Annotated in this window: 18 protein-coding genes, 1 tRNA gene and 1 pseudogene; 9 read left to right on the top strand and 11 right to left on the bottom strand. The window is 41.7% G+C overall.

Annotation, left to right across the window (positions count from 1 at the left end):
• The first annotated feature begins 270 nt into the window (after nt 1–270).
• From ACRQ5D_RS12070 to ACRQ5D_RS12040, 7 genes are all read left to right on the top strand, one after another.
• Complete coding sequence (locus ACRQ5D_RS12070) at nt 271–1,218, top strand: sensor histidine kinase (RefSeq protein ID WP_431199709.1); 948 nt, start codon at nt 271–273, stop codon at nt 1,216–1,218.
• A 27-nt stretch (nt 1,219–1,245) separates the two neighbouring features.
• Nucleotides 1,246–2,571, top strand: coding sequence for a 3-keto-disaccharide hydrolase (locus ACRQ5D_RS12065; protein WP_256337563.1), 1,326 nt, complete (start codon nt 1,246–1,248; stop codon nt 2,569–2,571).
• 54 nt (nt 2,572–2,625) lie between these two features.
• On the top strand, nt 2,626–3,360 hold the full coding sequence (locus ACRQ5D_RS12060) for a LytR/AlgR family response regulator transcription factor (protein WP_090530824.1): 735 nt from the start codon (nt 2,626–2,628) through the stop codon (nt 3,358–3,360).
• 240 nt (nt 3,361–3,600) lie between these two features.
• The gene (locus ACRQ5D_RS12055; protein WP_091175510.1) at nt 3,601–5,823 is read left to right on the top strand and encodes an ATP-binding protein; all 2,223 of its coding nucleotides are present in this window, start codon (nt 3,601–3,603) and stop codon (nt 5,821–5,823) included.
• Nucleotides 5,824–5,825: 2 nt separating this feature from the next.
• Nucleotides 5,826–6,245 (top strand): response regulator, encoded by a 420-nt coding sequence (locus ACRQ5D_RS12050; RefSeq protein ID WP_091175513.1) that lies wholly within the window; start codon nt 5,826–5,828, stop codon nt 6,243–6,245.
• Complete coding sequence (locus ACRQ5D_RS12045; protein WP_091175516.1) at nt 6,235–6,606, top strand: response regulator; 372 nt, start codon at nt 6,235–6,237, stop codon at nt 6,604–6,606. Before ACRQ5D_RS12050 ends, ACRQ5D_RS12045 begins: the two co-directional genes overlap by 11 nt.
• Nucleotides 6,607–6,621: 15 nt before the next feature.
• Complete coding sequence (locus tag ACRQ5D_RS12040) at nt 6,622–7,227, top strand: biliverdin-producing heme oxygenase (RefSeq protein ID WP_091175519.1); 606 nt, start codon at nt 6,622–6,624, stop codon at nt 7,225–7,227.
• Nucleotides 7,228–7,342: 115 nt separating this feature from the next.
• Here ACRQ5D_RS12040 and ACRQ5D_RS12035 read toward each other — a convergent pair whose 3' ends face one another.
• Together ACRQ5D_RS12035 and frr are read right to left on the bottom strand one after the other, a co-directional pair.
• Entirely contained in the window at nt 7,343–9,115 is a 1,773-nt protein-coding gene (locus ACRQ5D_RS12035) for an ABC transporter ATP-binding protein (protein WP_432329057.1), read from the bottom strand.
• 59 nt (nt 9,116–9,174) lie between these two features.
• Nucleotides 9,175–9,738, bottom strand: coding sequence for a ribosome recycling factor (gene frr / locus ACRQ5D_RS12030; protein ID WP_090530830.1), 564 nt, complete (start codon nt 9,736–9,738; stop codon nt 9,175–9,177).
• Nucleotides 9,739–9,889: 151 nt separating this feature from the next.
• Here frr and ACRQ5D_RS12025 point away from each other — a divergent pair, with 151 nt between their 5' ends.
• The gene (locus ACRQ5D_RS12025; RefSeq protein WP_091175526.1) at nt 9,890–10,279 is read left to right on the top strand and encodes a hypothetical protein; all 390 of its coding nucleotides are present in this window, start codon (nt 9,890–9,892) and stop codon (nt 10,277–10,279) included.
• Here the strand turns inward: ACRQ5D_RS12025 and ACRQ5D_RS12020 are convergent.
• The 4 genes and pseudogenes from ACRQ5D_RS12020 to ACRQ5D_RS12005 all read right to left on the bottom strand — a co-directional run bounded on the left by ACRQ5D_RS12020 (nt 10,269) and on the right by ACRQ5D_RS12005 (nt 13,649).
• Nucleotides 10,269–11,099, bottom strand: a complete 831-nt coding sequence (locus tag ACRQ5D_RS12020; protein WP_091175528.1) for a sterol desaturase family protein — start codon at nt 11,097–11,099, stop codon at nt 10,269–10,271. The two genes, ACRQ5D_RS12025 and ACRQ5D_RS12020, sit on opposite strands and share 11 nt — an antisense overlap.
• A gap of 137 nt (nt 11,100–11,236) precedes the next feature.
• Nucleotides 11,237–12,029, bottom strand: a pseudogene (gene cdaA / locus ACRQ5D_RS12015) (diadenylate cyclase CdaA).
• Between the two features lie 17 nt (nt 12,030–12,046).
• On the bottom strand, nt 12,047–12,601 hold the full coding sequence (locus tag ACRQ5D_RS12010) for a group II truncated hemoglobin (protein WP_432329054.1): 555 nt from the start codon (nt 12,599–12,601) through the stop codon (nt 12,047–12,049).
• Nucleotides 12,602–12,680: 79 nt separating this feature from the next.
• Nucleotides 12,681–13,649 carry a polyprenyl synthetase family protein gene (locus tag ACRQ5D_RS12005; protein WP_431199705.1) on the bottom strand — a complete coding sequence of 323 codons (969 nt, stop codon included), beginning with the start codon at nt 13,647–13,649 and terminating at the stop codon, nt 12,681–12,683.
• A gap of 260 nt (nt 13,650–13,909) precedes the next feature.
• Here ACRQ5D_RS12005 and ACRQ5D_RS12000 point away from each other — a divergent pair.
• Nucleotides 13,910–13,997: transfer RNA gene (locus ACRQ5D_RS12000), tRNA-Ser, on the top strand.
• Between the two features lie 741 nt (nt 13,998–14,738).
• On the opposite strand, the gene ACRQ5D_RS11995 is transcribed toward ACRQ5D_RS12000, so the two are convergent.
• From ACRQ5D_RS11995 to ACRQ5D_RS11975, 5 genes are all read right to left on the bottom strand, one after another.
• A complete protein-coding gene (locus ACRQ5D_RS11995; RefSeq protein WP_091175536.1) occupies nt 14,739–14,945 on the bottom strand; it encodes a YgaP family membrane protein in 207 nt (68 codons plus the stop codon).
• Nucleotides 14,946–15,079: 134 nt separating this feature from the next.
• Nucleotides 15,080–15,715: a Crp/Fnr family transcriptional regulator gene (locus ACRQ5D_RS11990; RefSeq protein WP_091175539.1), complete on the bottom strand. Its 636-nt coding sequence runs from the start codon at nt 15,713–15,715 to the stop codon at nt 15,080–15,082.
• Between the two features lie 9 nt (nt 15,716–15,724).
• On the bottom strand, nt 15,725–16,033 hold the full coding sequence (locus ACRQ5D_RS11985) for a rhodanese-like domain-containing protein (RefSeq protein ID WP_091175542.1): 309 nt from the start codon (nt 16,031–16,033) through the stop codon (nt 15,725–15,727).
• Nucleotide 16,034: 1 nt separating this feature from the next.
• Nucleotides 16,035–16,274, bottom strand: coding sequence for a hypothetical protein (locus tag ACRQ5D_RS11980; protein ID WP_091175544.1), 240 nt, complete (start codon nt 16,272–16,274; stop codon nt 16,035–16,037).
• 9 nt (nt 16,275–16,283) lie between these two features.
• Nucleotides 16,284–16,688 (bottom strand): DUF983 domain-containing protein, encoded by a 405-nt coding sequence (locus ACRQ5D_RS11975; RefSeq protein ID WP_091175547.1) that lies wholly within the window; start codon nt 16,686–16,688, stop codon nt 16,284–16,286.
• Nucleotides 16,689–16,750 lie beyond the last annotated feature (62 nt).

The following is a 16,750-nucleotide window of genomic DNA, read 5'->3' as shown; positions in this document are numbered from 1 at the left end:
ATAGATGAACGCTTTTCTGCACCTTTTAACCAGTTCATCGATAATAAAAGCCAGTTCATCGAAAAAATGAGCGGCTATATATAAATAACAGGCCGATATCATTATCAAAATATTAAATTAGATGCCACACCCGTAAACATAAAAGGGATTTAAAAACAGCGAATGGAGGCTTCATTACCATTACCGAAATCCAGAACCGGAATAAAAACCGCCTGGATAATTTTTTGGCACCTGTTTTTTTGGACGGGCATTATATCCTTTTTTGTTTTTTTGGCAAGGCTAAACGACGCGCAGCTCAGTACCAAAGAGCTACTGGTGATCTTTTTGCTTTATCCTACTATTAATATCAGCTTATTTTATCTTAACTACCTGGTTTTTATACCTAATTTCCTTAATAAAAAACGGTATTGGCAATATGCCACAGCTGTACTGGTAAGCATAATAATATATGGCATAGGTAAATATGGAGTAGGGTTAATATTTAAGGATATTGTGTTAGTACATCAAAAAGGGCATGTAACCAGTTTTGCCACCTATTTTTACAGCAGTATTTTTACCAGTCTGATATTTGTTTTCCTGAGCACAGCGCTAAAGTTCAGTACAGACTGGTTCCTGAACGAACGCATTCAGCGCGACCTTGAAAATCAGCGCCTTATTGCCGAGCTGGCTTTTCTAAAATCGCAGATCAACCCGCATTTTTTATTCAACTCCTTAAACAGTATTTATTCACTGGCCTATCAGCGTTCGGAAACTACGCCCGAAGCTATCTTAAAGCTGTCGGAAATTATGCGTTACATGCTCTATGAATGTAACGAAAACAAAGTTGACCTGAGTAAAGAACTCCAGTACCTGCAAAACTACATCGATCTGCAAAAGATCCGCTTTGGCAGCAAGGCATTTATTGATTTTAAGGTAGATGGCAATATCACCGATCAAAAAATAGAACCTCTGTTACTGATCGCTTTTATCGAAAACGCTTTTAAGCATGGCGTTGCAAATGATATCAACTCCCCTATAAAGCTACTTATTAACGTAGCGGATGGTAAACTGCATTTTTACATCCAAAACAAAAAACATAACAATAACCGTGATGCTGTAGGTGGAATTGGTTTGATAAACGTGCAGCGCCGGCTCAACCTGCTTTACCCCAACAGGTACTCTTTAAAAATAAGGGATGAAGAATATACCTACACCTGCGAATTATCAATAGATTTATAGTTATAACCTATTATAACCATGACCTGTTTGAAAAAATTGCTCCTAGCCCTGTTTCTTGCAGCATCGGCCATTACCGCATGTGCACAAACCGACCCTAAGGCAACCGAAGTTTGGGACCCTGAGCCTGAAGTAGTTTTACCGGGCGCCGGTAACAAGCCGCCATCCGATGCTATCATTTTGTTTGATGGCAAAAATTTGGACAAATGGACAGATCAGAAAGGCAACAAACCGGGCTGGATAGTAAAAGATGGTATTGTAACCGTTAAGCCGGGCAGCGGCTCTATCATCACCAAACAAAACTTTGCCGATTGCCAGCTGCATATCGAGTGGCGCACCCCTGCCATTGTTAAAGGCAACGGCCAGGAACGTGGCAACAGCGGCGTAATTATGCAAAGCCGCTACGAACTGCAGATCCTCGACAGTTATAAAAACCGTACCTACTCAAACGGGCAGGCCGGTTCTGTTTATAAACAATACCTGCCGCTGGTAAATGCCTCGCTTAAACCGGGCCAGTGGCAAAAGTATGATATCATTTATACTGCCCCGCGCTTCAATATCGACAGCTCGGTTAAATCACCGGCTTACATTACCGTATTACACAATGGCATACTGATACAAAACCATGTAGCTATAAAAGGAACAGTGGCGCATGTTGGTCAGCCCAAATATCAAAAACACGCCTTCGCCTTACCCCTGTTGCTGCAGGAGCATGAGTTTCCGGTATCGTTCCGCAATATCTGGATCAGGGAGATTGGGGTTCAAAAATTGTTAAACGGCAAGGATAAAAAGGATTGGTATACCTACCTGGATACTTTAGGCAAGGATAATGATGTACATAACAACTTTGCCATTGAAAATGGTATGGTGCATGTAATGGGCAAGTATTTCGGTTATATGGCCACCAAAAAATCGTACGATAATTATTACCTGAAAGTAGTATTTAAATGGGGGAGCAAACAATATCACCCGCGCGAAAAGGGCGTACGCGATGCAGGTGTTTTATATCATTTTGGGGAGGGTGATAAAGATATTGTATGGCCAAGATCGATAGAATGCCAGATTCAGGAGGGTGATTGCGGCGATATTTGGTGCGTACAACATACTAATGTGGTTACGCCCAATAAATCGGCCATTGAGTGGGACCAGCAGCGTGTTTACCGCACCGCCAATTTTGAAAATCCGCGCGGCGAATGGAACATCATCGAAATCATTTGCAATGGCAACCAGATTGAACATTATGTTAACGGACATTTGGTAAACTGGGGAATAGCCTCATTATCGCACGGTCGCATCCTTTTGCAATCTGAAGGGGCCGAAATCTGGTATAAATCTGTTGAATTGACGCCGTTATAACAAAACAGCATATTAAAAAATTTAGAATAACCATTATTACATTATTTTTACGCTATGATCAGATGTTTGGTAGTTGACGATGAGCCTTTGGCGCTGCATATTTTGGAAGACTATATTTCCAAGATGCCTTTTTTGCAATTGGTTAAAGCCACAACTAACCCCATCGAGGCGCTTACCATGGTACAGGCCGCCGAAGCCGATCTTGTATTTTTAGATGTTCAGATGCCCGAGCTTACCGGCATCCAGTTTTTGAAAATTGCTAACGGTAAAGCCAAGGTTATTTTAACTACAGCCTACCCGCAGTACGCGCTTGAAGGTTACGAACTTGATGTGGTTGATTACCTGTTAAAGCCAATCGCATTTGATCGCTTTTTTAAATCGGTACAAAAAGCACAAAGCATTATCCAGCCTGTTGCAGCCAAACCACAGGTAGTGATGCAGGCCGAACCCGTGCAGCAGGATGATTTTTCAACCGATTTTATCTTTGTAAAAACCGAACATAAGATTCAAAAGGTATACCTGCATGATATTATGTTTATTGAGGGTTTAAAGGATTATATAAGCATTTTTACCTCTGCCGAGCGGATTATTACCCTGCAGGGCATGAAAAAAATGGAAGATGCCTTGCCCGAAAAACATTTTGTACGTGTACATAAATCATACATTGTAGCTCTCAATAAAATAGACAGTATTGAACGGAGCCGCATCCAGATCGGCGACAAGATCATCCCTGTAGGCGACACCTATCGCGATGAGTTTTTCAGGATGATTGAGAATAAAAATATTTAGGGGTATGTTTTATTTATTCGGAAAGTACCTTCTCCCCACATTTGCTCGTGGTCGGTATTTCCATCGCACCACTTCCCTAATTAACACGGTACTGTGATAATACCAGGCATGGGCTTAATGATATAGTTTTATTAACAATCACCTTTCCTCTCAATCCTTACAACTTACCTATTTAAAAAATATATTTCATAAAAGTGTATTTTTTGTATTTTACGCGGTCATTCATCCTATCAAAAAACTATGAGCTACCAGGTAGACCTGACCAATTGCGACAGAGAACCAATACATATCCCGGGAAAGATCCAATCGCACGGTTTCTTGATCGCTGTAAACAGCAAATCTTACAATATTTCCTACATCAGTCAAAACGTTGAAAGCTATACCGGTATCAACGCAATCGGACTCTTAGGCAAAAATATTAGCGAACTGGAAGAACAATTAGCCATAGCAAATGATACCGCGTCATTGCAGCAGTTGTTAAAGTTGGCTAAGGGTGCAAAAAGTTCAGACACCATCAATCCGCTGGCTATTGATGTAAAGGGAACTAATTACAATCTTATCATCAGTCACTCGGTAAATGATCTGGTACTGGAGTTTGAGCCAACCGAATCAGATCTGGGTGGTGACATTCAAAAAACTATAGGCCGTTCGGTAGCCGAGATCCTGAGTGGTAAAAGCTTATCCCTTCTACTGCAAAAGGCTGCTTCTGAAATAAAAAAGATCATCAATTATGACCGGGTAATGATCTATAAATTTAACGAGGATGGTCACGGCGAAGTAACCGCCGAAGTGAAGAACGATGACCTGGAGCCGTTTTTAGGCCTGCATTACCCGGCTTCGGATATTCCTAAGCAAGCCCGCGAGCTTTATAAGATCAATCTTACCCGTATTATAGCCGATGTAAATTCAGAAAGCTCGGCTATTATTACCTATGAGGAGGGAGCCGCACCGCTTGACCTTACCCATTCGGTATTGAGGGCTGTGTCGCCTATCCATATCCAATATTTAAAAAATATGGGCGTCGACTCTAGCTTCAGTATCTCGCTTATTGCCCATGGCGAACTTTGGGGACTTATCGCCTGCCATAATTATTCGCCAAGGTTTATCGACTATAAATCGCGTGATGCATCGAAACTGATCGGTCAGATCCTTTCATCAGCATTAGAGTACCGCCAGGATGAGGAAGAATTGGCAAAACTTCATGAACTGGGCGAAGCTGCCAATACCATTGCCGATTATATCAAAAAGGACACTGATTTTACTTTCGCCTTAACCCGCAATAAAGTTACTATCAAAGATGTTACCACGGCTACGGGTGTGGCGCTGGTGTACGATGGAGAGATAACTACCATTGGCCAGACACCCACCGAAGAACAAATAGCCGAGATAGTTGATTGGCTTAAGGTAAATATGGTTGATACCATTTACAGCACTTACCGTTTCCCGGAAATATATCTGGCGGCCAAAAATTACAGCGATGTTGCCAGCGGTATTTTATCTTGCAGCCTATCGCGCGAGCTTGGGGAGATGATCATTTGGTTTAAACCCGAGCAGGTAAAAGCTATCAACTGGGCGGGCAATCCGGAAAAGCCTGTTGAAGAAACTGCCGACGGCCTGTTGCAGCTCTCGCCACGAAAATCGTTTGACAGCTGGACACAAATTGTTAAAAACACATCCGAAAAGTGGAAGCATGATGAGATCGCCGCGGTTTTAAAGGTTCGTGAAGATGTTATTTATGCCATCAACCGCAAAGCCAACGAAATCAGGATCCTGAACGAACGTTTGCAATTGGCCTATGATGAGCTGGATACCTTCAGCTATACCATATCGCATGATCTGCGCACCCCGCTATCATCAATAAAAAATTACTCGGAGCTATTGCTGGCCAGTAATAAAAGCCTGGATGATTCGGCAAAAAAAATGCTCGAAAGGATCGTCAAGGGCACCGATAAAATGCACATGCTCATTAAAGAGATCCTGCATTATTCGCGCGTGGGCCGTACTGACATAGAGGCCGCCCCAATTGATATGGGCCTGTTACTAAATGAAATTAAAAGGGAAGTACTATCGGCCCTTAAGCCCGAAAGCATTGAATTTACCATTGGAGATACCCCAGGTATTGACGGCGACAGTGTAATGATAACGCAGGTTTTCACCAACCTGATTAACAATGCTGTTAAATACTCTTCAAAATCAACGCCATCAAAAGTTAAAGTTGAGGGGATAGTTAGAAACAACGAGATCGTTTATTCGGTATCCGACAATGGTGTTGGTATCGACGTAAATTATTATAACCGCGTGTTTGAACTATTTAAACGCATGGATAACGCGCTCGAATTTGAGGGCACAGGCGTTGGCCTGGCCATTGTAAAACGCATTGTTGAAAAACACAAAGCGCGAATTTGGTTTGAGAGCAAATTAGGATTTGGCACAGTTTTTTATATATCTTTTAAAATTAGTTAGTTGTGAGTTCGCCTGATATTTTTTATGTTGAAGATGACGAAGATTTTGCATTTATAATGCAGCATGCCGTACGCGAAGTGAAAGACGGGCTTACGGTAAAGATCATTGATAATGGGAAGGATGCGCTTGAGCAGTTAAAACAGCTTACCGAAGCAAGAGTAAAACCGAAACTTATACTGCTCGACCTTAACCTGCCCGGGCTTTCGGGGCTCGACCTGGTAAAACGCATTCGTGAAATATCGTTTTTAAAATATGTTCCGGTGATATTCTTTTCAACGTCCGACAATCCAAAAGACGTTAAAGCATCACTTGAATTTGGCGCTAATGCTTATTTAACCAAGCCTGCGGGCTATTTAAACCTGGTAAATTGCGTTGAATCACTTTATAATTTTTGGTTCACTAAAAATCTGAATGTCAATTAAAACGCTGAAAAAAATATTAGTCATCGAGGATGATGGGGATATAGCCGATATTATGGGCATCGCATTATGCGATAAATATGAGGTTGAAGTAAAACGCGACGGCTACGAGGTTGTAGCGCAAATTGAACGCTTCTCTCCTGATTTGATCATACTCGATAACTATATTGGCCAGCGCCAGGCCCGTGAAATAATCAAAGAGATCCATGAGGTTGATGACCACAGAACTATACCTTTTGTATTATTTTCAGGCCATGACAACATTATGCAGCTTGCTGAAAATCTTAATGCTACATCTTACCTCGCAAAACCATTTGCACTTGACGAACTTTATAAGTGTATTGACGGTATTTTAGCGGCGTAGAAAAACGCATACTTTATGCTTCATGAAAAAATAAAACAAGCTACTGCATATCTGCATGATCAGCTTGAGCAAAAAATGTTTGTAGGGCAAATTATGGATGGCTCGCTTACGTTTGAGCAGTATCATAATATATTAATGGTTAACTACACTACTCACGCGGCGGTAGAAGATTTTTTATTTACCCATCTTAGTGATGAACTACGTAGAAAACTGGATATTGAAAACAGGGTAAAACTGCCAGCTCTATTACGCGATTTTGAAGAGATTAATTCGACAGTAAGCAACAATTCTGCGGAGGCTCCTGAATATATTGACTTAAGCAGTGATGCAGCAATCCTCGGGGCAATGTATGTACTGGAAGGCTCAACGCTTGGCGGCAATGTGATAGCGAAACGCCTGAAAACTAATGAACAGCTATTGCCTTACAATTTAAACTACCACTATTACCAGGTTTACGGTGATCAGCTTGGTTTAAAATGGAAACAGTTTTTAGAGGTGCTTAACGCGATACCGGAGAATGAACATGAAGCAGCCATAAAAAATGCGGTGAACTTGTTTGAACACATGGCAACTACTGAAGTAGCAAGTACTACAGTAATACTTGTACCGCCGGAAGTATAGTTAAAACATGTCATTGCGAGGAGAGACGACGAAGCAATCGCATGGAAGCAAGGTCGCCCTGTATAGCAAGCGATTGCCGCGCTTCGCTCGCAATGACATAAAATATTCGAATATCTTAATCCAGCGCATCTGCTGTATCCTTCTCTCCAATCTGCTGACGCCACATGGCGTAATACAAACCTTTTTGGGCTATCAGATCGGCATGTTTACCGCCTTCAATAATGCGGCCTTTTTCCAGCACATAAATACTATCAGCATGCATAATGGTTGATAGACGGTGAGCGATCAGGATGGTAATATGGTTTTCCTTTTCGGATACATTACGGATGGTTTCTGTAATCTCCTCTTCGGTGATAGAATCGAGGGATGATGTTGCTTCGTCAAATACCAGGATATCCGGTCTGCGTAATAGAGCTCGCGCTATAGAAAGACGCTGTTTTTCACCACCCGATACTTTTACACCGCCCTCACCAATTACAGTGCTCAAACCTTTATCGGCCCGGGCCAGTAAGGTTTGGCAGGCTGCACGCTGTAACACATCCATACATTCTTCATCAGTAGCTCCGGGGCGAACGAACTGCAGGTTCTCGCGGATGGTACCTGAAAACAGTTGTGTATCCTGGGTTACAAAACCAATTTTCTCACGGAGCTGATCAAGGTCTATTTCTTTACTTAATGTGCCGTTGTATAAAATATCTCCCTGCAAAGGCTGATATAAACCAACCAATAATTTAACCAGTGTAGTTTTACCCGAACCTGACGGACCAACAAACGCTATCGTTTCGCCCGAATTAGTTTCGAAGCTGATATGGTTAAGGGCATTACGATTGGCTGTTAAATGCTTAAAGGTAACATCGTTAAAAGTGAGGGTTTCTACCTTTTCAAGCAGCACCGGTTTTTCTGGCTTTTTATCGATAGGAATGCTTAATATCCTGTTGAAGTTACCAAGGGAAACCTCAGCTTCACGCCAGGAAAGGATTACGTTGCCTAACTCCTGCAAAGGATTAAATAAAAAGAATGAGTAAAATAAAAAGCTGAAATATTGGCCCGGAGAGATAGTGCTTTTAAAAATGAGCATCAGCAGAACCACCACCATCACACTGCGCACAAAGTTTACTGTAGTGCCCTGTACAAAGCTCATGCTGCGTACATACTTCACTTTTTTCAGTTCCAGATCGAGGATTTTGTAAGTGGTATTATTCAACCTTGCTATTTCCTGTTTTGCCAAACCCAAACTTTTTACAAGCTCGATATTCCTTAACGACTCGGTTGTTGAACCTGCCAGCGCCGTTGTTTCGGCCACAATTGTCTTTTGGATTTTCTTAATTCTCCGGCTCATGGCCATACTCACAAAAGTGATGATGGGTATCGCGGCGAAATATACCAGGGTAACTTTATAGCTTACGCTCACTGAGTAAACGATAACAAATACCATCCCGATGAGCGACACAAAAAGGATCCCGATAAAGGAGGTAATAAACTTTTCGCAATCTAAACGCACCTTTTGCAATATGCCTAAAGTTTCGCCGCTCCGCTGGTCTTCAAATACCTGGTAAGGCAACTCAAGCGAGTGCTTTAAACCATCGGCATACATCTCTGCACCTACCTTTTGGGTAATGATATTGGTAAAATAATCCTGGAAGTTTTTAGCTATACGCGATACCATGGCAACACCAATAGCAGCGCCAACCAGCATCAGCACCTGATTAAGGTATGCGTCATATTGTAGCTTACTGCGTTGTTCGATAACACGGTCAACAATACGCCCGGTTATCCATGGGTCGAGCAGGGAGAAGCCTATATTCATCGCCGCCAGGAAAAGTGCAAATACAACTATCCAGCGGTGTTTTTTAAGTAAGAGATTAATACATTCATGTTTCGACAGCAAACATAAAAAAGGGAATGGCTAAGTAGCTCATTCCCTTTTAATTTGACACAAGGTTAATATTAAACCGTCATGATATCTTTTTCTTTAGCTTCTGAAAGCTGATCAACTTTAGCAATGTAAGCATCAGTAAGTTTTTGAACTTCAGCTTCGCCTGTCTTTATTTCGTCTTCAGAAACACCTTCTGATTTTAATTTTTTGATCTTTTCGTTGGCATCTTTACGGATGTTACGAACAGCCACCTTACCGGTCTCAGCCTCGGCTTTAGCTTTTTTAACCAAATCACGACGGCGCTCTTCGGTAAGCGGAGGTACATTGATACGGATGATGATACCGTCGTTTTGAGGGTTAACACCTAAATTAGCTTCTTTAATAGCTTTTTCAATAGGGTTTAACAATGATTTTTCCCAGGGCTGAACAACAATGGTACGGGCATCAGGGGTGTTAACACTACCTATCTGGCTTAATGGTGTTGGGGTGCCATAGTAATCAACCCTGATATCGTCAAGTAATGAAGGGCTTGCCTTACCTGCACGTATTTTATTTAATTCGCTATCTGCATGGTCAATGGCCTTTTCCATCAAGGCCTTTGCATCGTTCACTTGTTTTTTAATGAGTTCGCTCATCGGTTTTTAAATTTTCCACAAAAGTAATAAAATCTATCAGTTTATGGCTTTGGTATTTGGGTTCAATTCAAAAGCATTTAACATTTAATAACATTATTTAACATTTAAATATTATTAATTGATAGGTATATTAGTATAAAATAGTATCGCCATGAAAAAAACCTTAATCCTTGCTGCTATCATAGCCTGTGCAGGCCAGCTTAAAGCACAAAACCTCAATAAGACACCTAAAAACAATGACGCTGTCGATAAACTTTTTAATTTGAAACCATTAAAGGTTGACAGCAACTTGTCTAAACTAATGCCGGTACTTCCGAAAAACGGACTTTTAAATGATAACAGGACATTGCTAAATACCCGTGAACTTGTTGATAATGTGACCGTTTACAGCCGGATGCCTGTTGTTAAAAATTACCCGAACGACAATATGCCCGTTGTTAAAACTGACGAACCCGGGATAAAATACCATATGCTCATTAAAAGAATAGATGTTGTTAATCCGGATACTGCCGGGGTAAAAAAGGAAAAAGTTACTCCGTAGCCAGTTCGTCTGACAATAGTCCCGGGTCTCCTTTACACTTCACTTTTTCGCGCTTTTCAACCACCTGTTCAAAGCTCTTTTCATAATCGGGGTGATTAGTGCCCATCAGCCTGTCCCATATGTTGAAATATAAACCATAATTGCATTTAATTAATCGGTGGTGCATATTATGATGCGTTGAAGTATTGTGCCATTTAAACAGTTTATGCGTAGTAAACCCCTGGGGAAAAAGTTCATAGCCCAGATGACCGGTCACGTTTAATAGCAACGAATACAAAGAAAATATAGTGAGCGCAGTGCCGTGATAGGGAATAGTAAAGGCGATGAGTGGTACAATACCAATCTCCACTACGGCCTCCAGCGGATGGAAAGCATAAGCGGCAAATGGTGTCGGATTAGTTGACAAATGATGCGTTTTGTGCATCAGCTTAAACAAAGGCTTCCAGTGCATAACCCTGTGTGTCCAGTAAAAGTAGGTGTCGTGCATCAGGATCATCAGCCCTATACTCAAAAAATAATAAGGATATCCTTTATCGCTGATGTTTGGATAGATCCCTGTTAAATGCTGCTTACTGGCGTAGATCACCAACAGGATCACCGCACCAAATATCAGTATAGTAAAAAACGAATAAACGATTTCGCGAAGGATATGTTTGCTTTCGGGATAGCGTTGCTGAATTTTTGAATACCAATATGTTCGTCTTCTCCACACGTAAAAAAACAAGTATAATGCGCCGGCAAATACCAGATAACGCCCTGCTATCGAAAGCAGGACCCGGGAGATTTCTGTTATTTTATCGATGGAGGGTTGCAGTGGCATTGTTAATTTAACACTGATTATTTTGATTCACAATATAGCAATCCTTTATTAGCTTAGAGGGCACAAGTACGCCCCGCTCTTGCAACCACACAATACTTGCGCCAGTTAAAGGCGCATCCTGTCTTATTTTTATCCGATTAAAAATCCTTATTTAAAACTTTTTCCAGCTCTGCGAAGCTGATATTCATTTTAATCCGGCCTTGTTTGGCATACGAGATCTCACCGGTTTCTTCAGATACAATGATCGCCGTGGCCTCATTTGCCTCTGTAACACCAATCCCTGCCCTGTGGCGCAGGCCGAACTGCGCCGGCAGATCAGTTTTTTCGGTAAGCGGCAAAATACAACTTGCCGATTTAATCTTATTCTCCGAAATCACCACCGCACCATCATGCAGCGGACTGGTTTTCTGAAAAATACTTTCCAACAATCGCTTTGAAATTTTGGCCTCCACCACCTCGCAACTGTTTTGATAAAACTGTCTCGTCATAATACTTGGCGAAAACAATGAGCGCCCCTGTGCGGGTTTGCTTCAGGCTTTTGCAGGCATCAATTATTGGCTTGATCCTGGCGTAATTATTTTTCTCCACTTCTGATTTTCCGAAGAAATATTGCCACCAGGCTTTATTGCGTTGGAGTGAAGCATTTTTACCTACCAATAATAGAAATCGCCTTACTTCCTGTTGAAAAACCACGATAATGGCAATGATCCCCACATCAACAAATTTGCCCAGGATAATGGTAAGCAGCTTCATATCCAAAGCCTTCACCACAAAATTGAGGGCAAAGATCACTGCAAACCCAATAAAGATATTAGCTGCAATGGTTCCCCTGATAAGATTATACAACTGGTAAATGATCAAAGCCACCAGCAATACATCAAGAATAGAGAAGAAACCTATTTTGGGGAAGAGGGATTGTATGGACTGCATTTACGAAGTTAATAAGTTTACCCGAACATAAACGCCAAAAGAGCAGTAATTATGATGTGCTGCCCTTGAACACCGGTCATTTTACATACGTGTTTTATTATTTCAGGGAATGTATGGTCCCCCGGCACGCCCCAGCCCCATTTCGGCATAGGCGTATCCGGGCTTTCTGTAGTATTATCTGTTTGGGAGTTCAGCACTGCTATCCGCGTACCCCACTCAAGGTAAGCCATAAAAGCTGAGCGAAATTCCGGATCATCGGGCAGTGAAAGTTCATCAGCAGTTTGCAGCAACAGTTCAATCCAGCGCTTGCGGTGCGCTTCGGTTAAATGCTTTTGCAAATGTTTATTGATCATGGCATAATGGCTGCCTTCAGTTTCGCTATAGGTTTTTGGGCCGCCAAAAACTTCACTTACAAAATGCGCCACATGCATCCGGTGCAGGGGCGACATATGCTTAAATACGGGTTCCAGCAGCTCATCGGCCAAAACCTTATCATAAAACTTGTTGAAAAGCAGTTCAAAAGCAGGTGTACCACCCGCCCATTCAAACAGTGTAGGAATTGTTGCTGTCATAAGTGTAAAAACCGGCTGTGATAAAGATAGGGAGTGCATCTTTAAAAAACCAGTTATTTATACGCAGCAATAAAATTGATTATTTGTCCCGTTCGGTAGTAAACCTAACCAGTTGCTCCAGCCCGCGGTGCGAATCACTGTCGGGGAAAGTGTTCAGGATTTCGAAAGCCTCCTCCTGGTACTTTTTCATCTGGGTTTCGGCGTATTGTAAGCCACCGATATCCTTCACAAATTTGATGATCTCAGCAATTTTTTTAGGGTCTTCATTATGGTTCTTCACCAGGTTGATCACCCTCTTTTTTCTGAACTGCTGCAATTGGCCAGGGCGTAAATAAGCGGCAAGGTGACTTTTTTCTTTGATATCGATACCTAACGGCTTACCCACATCATCAGTGCCGAAATCAAACATATCATCCTTGATCTGGAACGCGATGCCTATCTTCTCGCCAAAGAGGCGCATTTTTTCAATCACCTCGTCACTGGCCCCTGCCGACGCAGCACCGCAGGCACAGCAGGATGCAATAAGCGAAGCGGTTTTCTGCCTGATCACTTCATAATAAACAGGTTCACCAATATCCATGCGGCGCACCTTTTCAATTTGCATCAGTTCGCCCTCGCTCATTTGCTTAACAGCATCTGAAACAATACGCAATAATTGAAAATCGTTGTTATCGATAGAAAGCAGCAAGCCTTTTGAAAGCAGGTAATCACCCACCAAAACGGCTATCTTATTTTTCCATAAAGCATTGATAGAGAAAAACCCGCGGCGCTGATAAGAGTTATCAACCACATCATCGTGCACAAGAGATGCTGTATGCAACAGCTCAACCAGTGCCGCCCCGCGGTGCGTAGCCTCATTGATGCCCCCGCAAATACTGGCCGAAAAGAATACGAACATAGGACGGATCTGCTTGCCTTTACGCTTTACAATATAATGCGTGATGCGATCAAGCAGCGGAACGGAACTTTTCATTGAGTTCCTGAATTTCTCCTCAAACGCATCAATATCAGCAGCAATAGGTTTTTTAATGTCGTTGATGCTCAGCATTGCAACCAAAACAGTATTTTATGTTAACCACCGCCATGTGACAGTGCGGAGCAAACATAAGCTAAAATTATGTATCTGCATTGCAGCCTAATATTTTTTACTCAAATTAAACCAAAGCACGCCATAACTGTCATACTTGTGCGAGTGCAATTTTTATAAGTAGAGTTAAGTTTTTGTGAAAGCGAAGCCGGTTAAAACGGGCTTCGCTTTTTTATTGATAGTAAGGGCAAATATTTTACCTTTGCAATCCGCATTTACTCGGAGAGGTGTCTGAGTGGTCGAAAGAGCACGCCTGGAAAGTGTGTATACTCCAAAAGGGTATCGAGGGTTCGAATCCCTCCCTCTCCGCTGATTTTGATATTAAATTATTCAAAAGCCTGAAAATCAAACGATTGAAGGCTTTTGCTTTTATTTAAAATACTCCAAATTGCCATCAATTCGCATCAAAAGCAGAGCGATAAGGTGAGTAAATCTGATATTTTTATTCACTCACCAGATAAAATACATCATATTGAATATCAAAACATTAAATAATTAACCTCTTTGTGATTAGTTGCAAACTTAGTTTTGTTTCACTTTTTAATGTTATCTAACATGAAAACTAATTTCAGCTTGCTCTTCTATTTGAAGAAACCAAAGAACTACAAAGAAGGCCCAGGACCAATTTACCTGCGCGTTACAGTGAACTGAAAACGGGCGGAAACCACATCATCAAGAACCTCTGAACTCTCGCAATGGAACAGTAAAGCAGGTCGCTTAAAAGGCATAAAAGAATCTGTCCGGGTATTCAACGCATATCTGGACACATTGCAGGCAAATGGTTTATGCAGCTCACGAAAGCCTGACAGCCCAGAAAGCAGCGATCACTGCCGAACGCTTAAAAAATGGGTTAAATGGTAAGCCAGAAAAACTCTACACCTTAGGCAACAGAATGAATAGACGCTATTTTATGCATGATATGTATTAATAAGTGAACCTGTGATCCGAATATGGAAATTCAAAATTCCGATAGCTGGGGTGATTCACGCTGCCTTAAAGCTATCACGTTCTGTCTTTTCGCTCGGATTAAACCGGCAGAAAGTTTTTAAGTTAGGCGCCAGTTTTCCTTGTGCTGATCTTGAAGGGGTAATACAATGGACAAAAACTGACAAACCCTGTTAAAATGAAGATAGCGGCAAGGGCCAGCAGAATAATTGCAAGCGTCCCTGACAGAACACCCTTATAGTATAAGATCGCTATTGCAAGCGCCGCAAGGATCCGTAAAGAACGGTCAAGCGTACCCATGTTCTTTTTCATTGCATTAATTTTTTAATAAAATTAACCTATATAAAAGTATTGGTTGGTGACAAATGTTACATAGAAAGATGATCCTGGTCTTATTTAAATAAAATGTCGGGATCTTTATTAAGAACAATGTTGGGCTGGAATAATTAAGCGTCGAAATTATTTAATAACTTGATCTCGTTGCGATATAGTAAAATCTTCCCGTTATTTTCAAGGATTTTTAGGAGGCGTGAAATAACTACCCTGGAAGTGGCCAGCTCATCGGCAATCTGGTAGTGGGAGGCTTTAATCAGATTGGAACCTGATAATCTCTTCTTTTCTTTCAAATAAGCGATCAGTCTGTCGTCCAGCTTATGAAACGCGATACTTTCTATAGATTTTAACAATTCTGAAAAACGCTCATTAAAGCTCCGCATGATATAATTTTTCCAGCTGGGGTATTTGCATAGCCATTCATCCAACTTGTTATGCGGAATGGCTATGATCTGAAGGTCCCCTTCAGCGATGGCTTTAACTTCGCTCTTTTTTTCTTCCAGGCAACAACTGTATGCCATAGAGCAGGTTTCGCTGCTGGATAGATAATATAGCAATATCTCGTTGCCATTATCATCCTTTTTCAATACCTTTAATGTACCTTTTACTACGAGGGGCATCATACGGATGTATTTTCCGTAATCCATAATGATATCACCGTCTTTGAATGAGCGTAATTCACCAAACGTCTCAATTTCTTCTATCAGCGCGGGTTCAAACTGAAAAGCAAAATTGGCAGATTCATCCATGTAGCTAAGTTAACAGTATTGCGCTACATTATTCCAGTTTCCGCCATTGATGACATTGGTTATCCCGTTTTTTTCCAGTATTCCTTTTGCCTGCCCGCTCCTGCCTCCGCTTTGACAGCAAACAATGATGCTTTTCTTATTCCTTAACCTGGAAAGTTGTTGCGGTAACTGGTCTAAAGGAATATTGACAGACCCTTTAGCGTGGCCACCTGCAAACTCACCGGGAGTGCGTACATCAACTAAAAATGCGCCATCTTTGATTAGACTTTCCAGGTCAACAGACGGCGAGCCGCCAAATAACTGCTTAAATAAATTCATATTAATTTTCTATTTGTTTGGTGCCATTGTCGTCGGTTGGAGTTTCTATTATTTTAAGAGAAAACGAACACAAGCCGGTTGAACACAGCGTTTTGTTAAATACCCCTATCCCGGTATAAATCAAGCCTCCGATAAAGCTTACTAAATCTTTTTTGAAAATCCCTTCCGTAATGATCACTAAGCCGATAATGACCCAAAGCCTGCGGCCCAAGGTCCAATTGTACAGTATCGTATTTTTCATAACCTCATATTAATGACCGGCACTTAAATCCGGATGATAATGGAGGCCTGGAGTCAACCAATGGAGCAGGATAACCCTTGAGTATCTCATGTTGAAAGGGGCAAGCAGGCCAACAACACCCAATAAAACGATAATGTACAACCAGGGGTTATCGCTTCCTGTTATGATGGATGTACCAATGGCCAGGGCTACCAGTTCGGCCACGATAAAAGCGTAACTTACATACATAGCACCATAGAAATATCCCGGTTCCCGTTCATAGGTCATCCCGCAATGCGGGCAATTGATGTGCATTTTCTGGCCGCTTAAACTATATAAAGGGCTGGTATAAATATCTCCGATCCGACATTTAGGGCATTTGGCTTTGACAATGGCCGGCCACATCGCCAGCGCCTTTTCTTGCTTCTCTTCCATTTTAATGATGGTTAAGTATCTAATGATCACACAAAGATCCCTCGAATCAGCTTTAGCAACGG

It is taken from the genome of Mucilaginibacter sp. P25 (assembly GCF_050859465.1).
In the GTDB taxonomy this organism is placed as follows: Bacteria; Bacteroidota; Bacteroidia; order Sphingobacteriales; family Sphingobacteriaceae; genus Mucilaginibacter; species Mucilaginibacter gossypii.
Note: the sequence above shows the minus strand (reverse complement) of the source record. Positions and strands in the feature narration are given on the sequence as shown.

What these genes read in the sequence shown, in the direction of transcription:
- ACRQ5D_RS12060 (WP_090530824.1), top strand. Translation starts at nt 2,626, where the DNA reads ATGATCAGATGTTTGGTAGTTGACGATGAGCCTTTGGCGCTGCATATT.
- ACRQ5D_RS12055 (WP_091175510.1), top strand. Translation starts at nt 3,601, where the DNA reads ATGAGCTACCAGGTAGACCTGACCAATTGCGACAGAGAACCAATACAT.
- ACRQ5D_RS12045 (WP_091175516.1), top strand. Translation starts at nt 6,235, where the DNA reads ATGTCAATTAAAACGCTGAAAAAAATATTAGTCATCGAGGATGATGGG.
- ACRQ5D_RS12040 (WP_091175519.1), top strand. Translation starts at nt 6,622, where the DNA reads ATGCTTCATGAAAAAATAAAACAAGCTACTGCATATCTGCATGATCAG.
- frr (WP_090530830.1), bottom strand. Translation starts at nt 9,738, where the DNA reads ATGAGCGAACTCATTAAAAAACAAGTGAACGATGCAAAGGCCTTGATG.
- ACRQ5D_RS12025 (WP_091175526.1), top strand. Translation starts at nt 9,890, where the DNA reads ATGAAAAAAACCTTAATCCTTGCTGCTATCATAGCCTGTGCAGGCCAG.
- ACRQ5D_RS12020 (WP_091175528.1), bottom strand. Translation starts at nt 11,099, where the DNA reads ATGCCACTGCAACCCTCCATCGATAAAATAACAGAAATCTCCCGGGTC.
- ACRQ5D_RS12010 (WP_432329054.1), bottom strand. Translation starts at nt 12,601, where the DNA reads ATGACAGCAACAATTCCTACACTGTTTGAATGGGCGGGTGGTACACCT.
- ACRQ5D_RS12005 (WP_431199705.1), bottom strand. Translation starts at nt 13,649, where the DNA reads ATGCTGAGCATCAACGACATTAAAAAACCTATTGCTGCTGATATTGAT.
- ACRQ5D_RS11995 (WP_091175536.1), bottom strand. Translation starts at nt 14,945, where the DNA reads ATGAAAAAGAACATGGGTACGCTTGACCGTTCTTTACGGATCCTTGCG.
- ACRQ5D_RS11990 (WP_091175539.1), bottom strand. Translation starts at nt 15,715, where the DNA reads ATGGATGAATCTGCCAATTTTGCTTTTCAGTTTGAACCCGCGCTGATA.
- ACRQ5D_RS11985 (WP_091175542.1), bottom strand. Translation starts at nt 16,033, where the DNA reads ATGAATTTATTTAAGCAGTTATTTGGCGGCTCGCCGTCTGTTGACCTG.
- ACRQ5D_RS11980 (WP_091175544.1), bottom strand. Translation starts at nt 16,274, where the DNA reads ATGAAAAATACGATACTGTACAATTGGACCTTGGGCCGCAGGCTTTGG.
- ACRQ5D_RS11975 (WP_091175547.1), bottom strand. Translation starts at nt 16,688, where the DNA reads ATGGAAGAGAAGCAAGAAAAGGCGCTGGCGATGTGGCCGGCCATTGTC.